The organism is Microcystis sp. M113S1 (assembly GCF_020246945.1).
Classification (GTDB): Bacteria; Cyanobacteriota; Cyanobacteriia; order Cyanobacteriales; family Microcystaceae; genus Microcystis.
On record NZ_JADBSA010000113.1, the window covers coordinates 1 to 7,377 of the forward strand.

A 7,377-nucleotide genomic window follows, 5' to 3' on the forward strand; every position below is an offset into this window, starting at 1 on the left:
AATTACTGAGCTTGCGGGTTGAGAGTCGAAGTTATCCCTTAAATGAGCTAATCGCCTTTAGCTCGGCTTTTATGACGATGAAAGCCATTGCCAGCAACTTAAATCAAATGAGTCAAGACTTACCTGCCTACACCCAATAGGTAATAGGCAAATATTATCAGCCTGAAGGATTTCTGCTCTCAGGGCTGTATATTCAGTAGTGGATTGTTTCAGCTAATTTGGTGTATTAGAAAAATGCTAGAAATTCTATAATCTAAGACTTTAAGCCGAAATCTATTGCCCTATTTTAGCTGAAACAGTCCACTACAAGATCGGCGATCTGCTATGCAGTACCTTCGGCATCGCACTTCTTAATGGGATCACAATGCTTTGATCTCAACGATGCCGCCCTCAACATTATCCACCTGCAATCGATAACCGTAGAGCATCGCCATTCCGAGCAACGGCTCTGTCTCTGATGCTGCGATATCAACCTCGCGATATTGCCCATCCCAAATGACTGTTGCAGTGTAAAAATCAAACAAGACTTCGTGTATCATGAATTCTTCTTTAAGCTCCGCGAACCAAAGTGATACACGGCACGGTGTCCAATCCGAATTCCAAAAGGCTGGGCATCAGGGTTACGCTCAAATAGCCGATTGGTTGCAGCTACGACCGTTTCATCAACCTCAAAATCTCCGGTTTCGATGTCGATCGCGATAATTTTACCCTCATTACCCGCTTCGACTTGCTGCCGAATGCCAGACTCGTAGAGTTCTTTCCCCCGACGAGCCATCTCCTCTTTGCTGTAACGCCTTTGCCGAACTGTCATAGCCTTGCCCCATTGACTGCCTTCTCCATGTTAACCTGAACGATCTCGCTCTTTTGAATTGATAGGGTGTGTTTGGCAATCACTTAATCTTGGCGATCGATATGATGTAGCCTGTGTTAGCGTTAGCGTAACGCACGGATTTTGAACATTAGATAAGGTGCGTTCACTTCATTAACACACTCTATAAGATCGGCGTGCTGCTACGCAGTGCCTTCGGCATCGCATTCTGTTATGAGTTGATTGATGTTGGGTTTCCTTGCGTCAATCCAACCTACGGGCGAGGCGATCTGCTACGCAGTGCCTTTGGCATCGTACTCATAATAGTTTACGAAATTCTGCGACTGTCAAACCAGCATCTTGAACAATTCCACCCATTGTAAATGCCTTAATTGGATTGTGCCTTGGAAGAGCAACTTGACGCACCCCATCACTCATGATGATATGTTTGCCTTGGCGAATGATCCGAAAGCCTACCTTCTCCAAGGCTCGTACTGCATCTAGGTGATTTACGCCAGGAATTCTAGGCATAGTTACACCTGCATTTCAATTTCACGAATTTCCCCATCTTGCAAGCGTTCTTCTAAGGCTGCAAGATACTCACGAATTGCATCTTGGATATTGGTTAATGCCTCTTCCTCAGTATCTCCCTCAGACCAACAACCGGGGAGCGCAGGAACGCCAACAGTAATTCCTTCTTCAGAACGATAAAGGACAATTTTGTATTTCATCATAAGTTCCTTCTAGATAGCACTCCATTTTAGCTTGATAGAATTATGGATGTGGGATCAAATTGTAGCAACAGCGGAACCTCACAGCAAACTTGATATGGTTGGGTTTCTTTACCTCAACCCAACCTACAAGATCGGCGATCGCACTGGCCAAACCTTGATCTTCACACTGCTAGGCCTTGGGGGGCAGACAAGTGGTGGACGTATATTAAAATAAAAGTAAGTTTGATGTTAGACATTGTGCAACTATTTGTTTTGTCTTCCCACTACTATATGATAATAACTGAAGTCCAATTCCTGCCATCCCAGTAAATACTCCAGGTAACAGTAATTCACCTTCTTGAGTTGAAAAAAGGCGGTAAGATTTTTGGTTTAAAGCTCTTTTCAGACTTAATTCTACTATTTGCTGGGCAAACAGATCCCATTTTTCTCCCATGTCAAGATCACTAGCCAATTTTAAAATAGCTGATCTACCAAAGCTTCCACAGCAGAGATGATCGACACCTGTATCTTGTTTTGCGGTAGTTTCAAGAGCTATTTCCATCTCTGTGGCTATTTGCTCATCCCATATCCCTGATTCTTTGAGACAAAGACGACTCAAGGCAATACCAGGAGCGCCATGACACCAACTGTTCATAAATTTTGTCGGTTCAGAACTGGAGCGAAAATCTGGCCAATTTCTTTTTTCAAGACAAAAGACAGAGCGTTCGTAAACTAAACCTTTTTGAATAGCAGTAAAAAAACGATCATCTTCCGTCAGTTGATATAAACGAGCTAAAGCAGCAATAATCCCAGAAACACCATGAGAAAAACCTGTTAGGGGCTTTTTATCTCTTAAGGTCAACCATCCACCATCATCCATTTGTTGAGAAATCAAATGCTCCCCACATATAATAGCTAAATCTAAAGATTTTTGAGATGACAAATTTTTTCTTTCATCATCTTGAGCTATTGATAAGAGTGGGCCAATCAAGCCAGCGCAACCGCTAATTAAATCACATTCTTGATCTTTATTGATACGTTCTAGGGTAAGACAATCTATAATCTTTTGAGCGACTCTTTCATAGTTAGAAAATTCCTCATTAATAGGGTTGATTTCTAACTGACTTAGAATCTGTAGTGTTAAAAGGATTCCACCAGTTCCTGATAACCCAAGAGGTTGATCTCGTAAATAACGAAATAGAAGAAAACTATCTTTTGATTTAACAATATCTAAGATATGAGCGACAGAACCACGAATATCGTCAACTAAAGATTCTTGATATTCTAAATCAAAGTTTTGTTGTCTTAAAAAATAAGTTAAGGCGGCAAAAAATAAAGCAATGCCACAACGACCTCCATAGAGCGAAAGACCAACTAAACCAAAGTTAAATTTTTCTTGATCTTGTCCGATGTCTATACCTAACCATTCAGGATAGCCACGCTGATCTCTTATTGCTTGTTGCTGTAATTGTTTGGCGATACGAATTACTTCATTAAGTCTATAGTCACTACTTGAGAAGTTACTAGGTATTTCAATTTTTTCTGTAGGAATGACTAGAGAATTGACTCTAATTTGCTTGGCTTTTATTGCTCCTTTAATTAATTGTATTTGAAAATCAATTTCATCAACTGAAAGCTCTTCTAATCTTCTTCGGCAAGCTAATAATCCAGAGGTATCTAAAAAACGCTCAATATTGGGCAAGCCATCAGATAAAGTTAAGGTATCGCTATCAATTGAATGTTCAAAAAATGGAATGTCGAGTTGTTCCATTTGTCTTAGTTCAGCCTCAAAAACTGGCCAGTTAATCGGCTTCTCGGTAGCCAAAACATAACTACGAGCAAGTTGTTCCAGTTTAAGGCTGTAAGCTATTGCATTTTTTAAGGAAGCAGGTTCTAAACACTGAAGTTGAATGAGAAAGTAAATACGAGTAGCACGAAGAACAATCCGACGAGGTAAGCCTGCAAAGTCTCTAAGTATAGAATTTGAATCTAACCATACCTGACGATAATCAAGAAATTGTTGCATTTGTAGGCGAAAACCCTCACACAGTTCGCCTTGAAATTCATTGAGACGATTGGAACTACCGATAGGGAAAGGAGAACTGGTGGGTATATCAACGGAGGTCTCTACCTCTCCCCAAAACATTCCATCACTATTAATCCCTAACCATCCAGGTTGTTCAATATAAGACTTCTTAGGAGGTATTATGCCTAAAGCACTAATATCAACTGCATGAGCTTTTCGCCCTATAAATAGCCATTGTGGTAATAAGCCAATGCGTAAAACTGAGCTTCCCATTGACTTTTGTAAATTGCTAATAACAATGTCATCATTATTAGTATGATTACTAACATCGCCTTCTAAAAGAGTCTCAGTATCAATAAGTATTAATTGCTCTCCACAGGCAATTAAGTTTTCATGGTGACAATCTGTACAGCCTAATATATGAAGAACTGCCATCAATCGGCCTGCATTTTTGTAAAAGTTACTTAACTCTTGATCATTAACACAGGGACGATGCTCCACGAACTCCATGAAGCCAAATTTTTGCAGAGGAAGGATTTTCAAAACCCGAAATATATTTTCCCCCATCTGTTGATTGATGATACCAAGCAATCGTTGATAGACAGAATCTACATTCATGTCTTTAGGTTTATAGACTACTTTTTGAGACGTTTCCTCTTCATGGTCTGATTCTTTAAAATGTAGGACTGCAACAGAACGCCCCCCTCGATGAAAATCACTCATCCCTTGTTGAATGTCACTTATTTTGGCATTGATTGAAATACCAAAGTAAATCTCTAACTCTTGTCGGCTTTCATGAATACGCTTTAAGAGTTCAATGCTTGATTCTAGCCACAGTTCTACCACTGTTGCTAACAAGCGTCCTAAAACAGGATATATCGTCAATATTTTCTCAAGACCATCCTTAAGATTATCTTGAATAAATGTTAAATAAGCCTCCCTTATCGGCAGTCCACTACCATCACCATTCTCCCCTAGATGAGCTAAGAGTATTTGACCGGGAGTTCGACCTTTGTGAAATTCCTCCCACAGAACTTTCTCACTTAATTGACAGAGACGGGTAAGTAGTGTTTCTGTTAGACTGTTCACAGCATCATCACTAACTCCCTCTAAGACAACTGGGGACAAACGCTGTTTAAGCTCACTCACTCCCCAATCACATAAAGGCAACCAGAGTTCTTCAAAAGGTAAAGGCTGAGACTTTGTAGAATACTGGTTTTTGCCTTTCTCTTTACTAAAACTACATCCAGCCTCCACGAGAACTGGACGCAAACAAGTCAATAAATCTAACCAATTTGGATGGGCAGGAACCGCTTCTTCAGGAGGATTTAAAGCCCATAGAGCTTGATTAGGAGTATAGCCTGACCATTCTAAACGCTTAATAAAGTTCTCAGTCTGGTTAGGGGCAACAATCTTGCTCCATTCACCAAGCTGGTGTGATTCATCAACGTACTCACTCAAATTCAGGACTTGAGAGTAATCTAGACGATTTCGGAGAGTCCAGCCCTCCTTGGCTAGAAGTTTTGGTAAACTTTTACACTTGTCATTGTTCACTGTTGATTTGGTTCTTCTGAAAAAGAATAAGTAAAGCTTTAATAAACTTTAAGCAACCAGCTTGTTACCTACAATTCGGATGACTTGTATCACACTTCCATGGAACAATGGAACATAATACTGAGCAATATGCAGTTTCCATTGGTCCGGCATTTGATGCCAATGTGTTTTCAATCTCATAATCACCGATCTCATTGGCATTCTTCAGATTAGAATTAATTCCATAAAATGTTTCTTGAGTTGTTAGGTTCAATTCAACCCAGTCTTGTCTAGTAACTCTTAATGTTTCTTGCAAAACAGGGTCAGTTTTGACTTTTTGAAGGACATTGGCTAATTGCGTTGCATTCATTTTGATGATTCCTCATTGAACAGATTGTGGAGAAGGTAGGTTTGCTTTATGAGCAAGGTGCGATGGTATTTCGCTGAGGTAGAGGCAATATGTTAATTCATCTCACGTTCCTTCCGGGTGATACTGGGTAAAAATTGTCATTGCCTATAGATAGTTTAAGACAAGGAAAGAGATTGATTACTCATGCTACATTTAGCAGGCAGGATTATCATTTGAATTCGGTGTTTTAGAGTAACAATTACAGTCACAACTAAGCAACCAAAATGTCGCCATAATCGGCCCTTTAACGATTTCAATCTCTCCATCCGAGAAATCTGGAGCCGATGCAATATTCATGGACGCTTGCAAGGACTCTATATCTACCTCCATACCTTTCTTGCGTGCCAAGTCGGCCACAATTCCCGGTATTTCATTTTTGTTAACAGATACTAAAGCACTCTTGAGATCACGAGCAAAAGTTTTATCTGACTTCACTTCGTTGAGAAATGCTGCAAAAGAACGTGGTGACATATAATAACCTCCAAGAAAATGGAAATCACTGAGTTTGAGTTTAAACCAATCTATAACAGTCGCAAATCAACTGACCGCCCGCTTAACGGACAAGGCTCAGGATCATGGCAATCAATCTACGAAATTGTATCCGGGAACCAAAGCGCTGCGAAATTCGATGCAAGAGGTTCCGCAATTGCTACGAAAACCACAACAAGACCCGTTGATCTCTAGTTCCTCATCGGAGAACTCTGGATCCGATGCAATATTCACGGGCGCCTTCAAGGATTCTATATCTACCACTATGCCTTTCCTGTGTGCAAATTCGGCAACAATTACCGATATTTCATCTTTGTTAACAGATACTAAAGCACTCTTGAGATCACGAGCAAAAGCCTCGTCTGACTTCACTTCGTTGAGAAATGCTGCAAAAGAACGTGTTGACATTTTAGAACCTCCAAAAAAATGGCAGTGACTGGGCATTAACTAAACTAAGTAACCCAAGTTACGGGTAATAGTGGGAAAAAGTCATAGCTATATTATATATTATGCGGAAATTTTCCGTACATAGCACCAAATACACCAGCAATTCTCATTTTAAGGTTTCATGACATAAAAGGCCTTATAACAAGAGGGTTGTACAATTCTTAACAATTTTAGTGATCGCTGAAACGGCGCAAAATCGTTCTGAATTTATTTTTGCTGCAAATACACATTTTTTAAAGAATCTTTCTGTATATTACGCTCAAATGGAGTGATCGCGAGAAGTTTTCCGTATAATATTACAATAAGCGTGTTATGCCGATTAGCATACTCTGTTATGAACCCTCCCCCACCCCGAAAACTCCTAGACGTAGTGCGTGAAACCATTCGCCCTACCGCATTACTCCTACCGCACCGAACAAACATATCTGGACTGGATTAAGCGTTATCTGCTCTTCCATCAGAAAAAACATCCCCGTGAAATGGGGGGTGAAGAAATTAGAGCCTTTTTGACCCATCTTGCCGTTGATAAAAACGTTGCCGCCGCCACCCAAAACCAAGCCCTCAACGCCATCCTCTTCCTTGATCGAGAAGTTCTTAAAATTGAATTCCTTTATCGAGAAGTTCTGAAAATTGAACTGGGTAATATCAGTGAATATTTAAGGGCAAAACGCTCCAAAGGTCTGCCCACCGTCCTCACCAAAAAAGTAAAAATGGCTGATGATTTTAGCGATCGCACAACAAACTGCGATCGCTGCCCAGGTCATTCTCAACCCACCAAAGTTAGGATTGCTCATCGAAGAAATTGAATCTTTTGAGAAGCAATTACTGAGCTTGCGGGTTGAGAGTCGAAGTTATCCCTTAAATGAGCTAATCGCCTTTAGCTCGGCTTTTATGACGATGAAAGCCATTGCCAGCAACTTAAATCAAATGAGTCAAGACTTACCTGCCTACA

The 7,377-nt window shown here is 40.4% G+C and carries 8 protein-coding genes and 1 pseudogene; 1 reads left to right on the plus strand and 8 read right to left on the minus strand.

The annotated features are described in order from the left end of the window. Window positions 1-359 precede the first annotated feature (359 nt). From IM319_RS05905 to IM319_RS05940, 8 genes and pseudogenes are all read right to left on the minus strand, one after another. Window positions 360-530 (minus strand): annotated as a pseudogene (locus tag IM319_RS05905) (clan AA aspartic protease); the annotation flags it as partial. Between the two features lie 5 nt (window positions 531-535). Continuing rightward, window positions 536-811, minus strand: a complete 276-nt coding sequence (locus IM319_RS05910; protein ID WP_002776327.1) for a hypothetical protein — start codon at window positions 809-811, stop codon at window positions 536-538. A 315-nt stretch (window positions 812-1,126) separates the two neighbouring features. After that, window positions 1,127-1,339 carry a type II toxin-antitoxin system HicA family toxin gene (locus tag IM319_RS05915; RefSeq protein WP_002763902.1) on the minus strand — a complete coding sequence of 71 codons (213 nt, stop codon included), beginning with the start codon at window positions 1,337-1,339 and terminating at the stop codon, window positions 1,127-1,129. A gap of 2 nt (window positions 1,340-1,341) precedes the next feature. After that, window positions 1,342-1,539 (minus strand): type II toxin-antitoxin system HicB family antitoxin, encoded by a 198-nt coding sequence (locus IM319_RS05920; RefSeq protein WP_002738180.1) that lies wholly within the window; start codon window positions 1,537-1,539, stop codon window positions 1,342-1,344. A gap of 208 nt (window positions 1,540-1,747) precedes the next feature. Then, window positions 1,748-5,008: a type 2 lanthipeptide synthetase LanM family protein gene (locus IM319_RS05925; RefSeq protein ID WP_287734990.1), complete on the minus strand. Its 3,261-nt coding sequence runs from the start codon at window positions 5,006-5,008 to the stop codon at window positions 1,748-1,750. A gap of 157 nt (window positions 5,009-5,165) precedes the next feature. Next, entirely contained in the window at window positions 5,166-5,450 is a 285-nt protein-coding gene (locus IM319_RS05930; protein WP_287734991.1) for a hypothetical protein, read from the minus strand. Window positions 5,451-5,642: 192 nt separating this feature from the next. Next, window positions 5,643-5,960, minus strand: a complete 318-nt coding sequence (locus IM319_RS05935; RefSeq protein WP_149106497.1) for a Nif11-like leader peptide family natural product precursor — start codon at window positions 5,958-5,960, stop codon at window positions 5,643-5,645. A gap of 111 nt (window positions 5,961-6,071) precedes the next feature. Next, a complete protein-coding gene (locus IM319_RS05940) occupies window positions 6,072-6,386 on the minus strand; it encodes a hypothetical protein (protein ID WP_149106498.1) in 315 nt (104 codons plus the stop codon). Window positions 6,387-6,799: 413 nt separating this feature from the next. Between IM319_RS05940 and IM319_RS05945 the strand changes: the two genes are divergently transcribed. Beyond that, on the plus strand, window positions 6,800-7,231 hold the full coding sequence (locus tag IM319_RS05945) for a phage integrase N-terminal SAM-like domain-containing protein (RefSeq protein ID WP_287734992.1): 432 nt from the start codon (window positions 6,800-6,802) through the stop codon (window positions 7,229-7,231). The last annotated feature ends 146 nt before the right edge of the window (window positions 7,232-7,377 follow it).

Bases quoted from the DNA above. Each gene is read 5' to 3' on its own strand.
- IM319_RS05915 (WP_002763902.1), bottom strand. From the start codon at position 1,339: ATGCCTAGAATTCCTGGCGTAAATCACCTAGATGCAGTACGAGCCTTG.
- IM319_RS05920 (WP_002738180.1), bottom strand. From the start codon at position 1,539: ATGAAATACAAAATTGTCCTTTATCGTTCTGAAGAAGGAATTACTGTT.
- IM319_RS05935 (WP_149106497.1), bottom strand. From the start codon at position 5,960: ATGTCACCACGTTCTTTTGCAGCATTTCTCAACGAAGTGAAGTCAGAT.
- IM319_RS05930 (WP_287734991.1), bottom strand. From the start codon at position 5,450: ATGAATGCAACGCAATTAGCCAATGTCCTTCAAAAAGTCAAAACTGAC.
- IM319_RS05940 (WP_149106498.1), bottom strand. From the start codon at position 6,386: ATGTCAACACGTTCTTTTGCAGCATTTCTCAACGAAGTGAAGTCAGAC.
- IM319_RS05910 (WP_002776327.1), bottom strand. From the start codon at position 811: ATGACAGTTCGGCAAAGGCGTTACAGCAAAGAGGAGATGGCTCGTCGG.